We start from the raw sequence: 1,429 nt of genomic DNA on the forward strand, positions 1-1,429 counted from the left end.
TTTGAGTTGCTTCGAAGGGCCTATGTAGATGCGCGCTATAAGATGGATGAGTATAGTATTTCTAAAGAGGAGCTGGACTACCTGGCCGAGAAGGTGGAACAATTGAAGGGGCTTACGGAGAGGCTTTGTAGGGAGAAGATTGGGGAGATTGGGAAGGGGAAGGTGTGAGGGGGTGGTTGGTGAATTAAACTATGGTATGGCTCTCGAAAGTCTTTATTAAAATGAGTGTGCCAGAAGTATCCGCATTAGAAATGCTGCATGCTCGACTTTATAAGAAAATGGGAACGCATTACGCTTTGCTAAATGCGCTCCAGGGCAAGGATTGTAAGCCATTTGGGATGGCTTTTGTTGGTATGTCAACCCCTCTGCCCTTTGGGCATCTTCCCTTCCAAGGGGAGAACTTATTTGTGTGGGTGGCTAAAATTTTGTTTTATATTTTCAAGCACGGCTTCAAGATGTTGAAAGACGTCCTGATTTTCAAATCGGATCACACGGATGTTATGACTGTTTAAAAAAGCTGTTCTTTTGCGGTCCGATTCAAAGCCGGCAGAAGTAAAGTGCCTGCTCCATCCAGTTCAATCGCCAGTCTTTCTGAAGTACAATAAAAGTCAAGAATGTAATACCCCACGCTGTATTGCCTCCTGAATTTTCTCCCCTCAAGCTGCTTGTTCTTAAGCATGGTCCACAAAGTCGCTTCAGCCGAAGTACCATTATTCCTTAACTCCTTCCTAAACTTCTTAAGCTCAGGCTTATTATACAAAGGTTCCTTTTTCATTATTATTGCCTAAAACCACATTTATCACCCCACACAACTCCCCTCCTTCCAAGGAGGGGTGGCCGAAGGCCGGGGTGGTTGACGCCACATCCACAAATCACATCTTTATCACCAAGTCAAATATAACCTATGGGTACCTATCTATCAGGTCACAAATTCTTCCAATACCCGCTAGCCAGAAAAGATGTACAAATATCAAATATACACCCCTTACCCATTATATAACAAACAAAGCTAAACTCACTCGATCTTCATCACCCATATACATGAAACGAATTATTACCTTATATTTAGCATCACGAAAACAATACAATATCTTACACCCGTGAACGAAGCATTACAGAAATTACCCCTTACCAAACAGGAAGAACTACAGAACATCACCAAGCTGCTCAGCAGCATGAAAAAAGTGGAAATGGTGATCCTATTCGGCAGCTATGCCCGGGGCGAATATGTGGAAGACACCTACGTGGAAAAAGGCATCCTCTACGAATACAAAAGCGACTATGACCTGCTGGTAGTCACCCTCTATGACGACCTGAAGTGCCACCTGAAAATAGAAACTAAAGTGAACGAGGTATTACGGGATACCGGCATCGTGAAAACACCCATCAGCCTCATCTTCCACTCCGGCAAGCACCTGAACCAGTCCCT

Annotated in this window: 2 protein-coding genes and 1 pseudogene; 1 reads left to right on the top strand and 2 read right to left on the bottom strand. The window is 43.9% G+C overall.

What is annotated here, in order from left to right:
• Nucleotides 1–401: 401 nt before the first annotated feature.
• Both FNH22_RS33045 and FNH22_RS31705 read right to left on the bottom strand, forming a co-directional pair.
• A complete protein-coding gene (locus tag FNH22_RS33045; protein ID WP_370513214.1) occupies nt 402–491 on the bottom strand; it encodes a hypothetical protein in 90 nt (29 codons plus the stop codon).
• 17 nt (nt 492–508) lie between these two features.
• Nucleotides 509–775, bottom strand: coding sequence for an endonuclease domain-containing protein (locus tag FNH22_RS31705; RefSeq protein ID WP_255518216.1), 267 nt, complete (start codon nt 773–775; stop codon nt 509–511).
• A gap of 325 nt (nt 776–1,100) precedes the next feature.
• On the opposite strand from FNH22_RS31705, the pseudogene FNH22_RS31710 reads away from it, so the two are divergent.
• Nucleotides 1,101–1,429, top strand: a pseudogene (locus FNH22_RS31710) (nucleotidyltransferase domain-containing protein); the annotation flags it as partial.

It is taken from the genome of Fulvivirga sp. M361, assembly GCF_007097395.1.
Classification (GTDB): domain Bacteria; phylum Bacteroidota; class Bacteroidia; order Cytophagales; family Cyclobacteriaceae; genus Fulvivirga.

Excerpts from the sequence above, each read along its gene's own strand:
- FNH22_RS31705 (WP_255518216.1), bottom strand. The coding sequence starts at position 775 with ATGAAAAAGGAACCTTTGTATAATAAGCCTGAGCTTAAGAAGTTTAGG.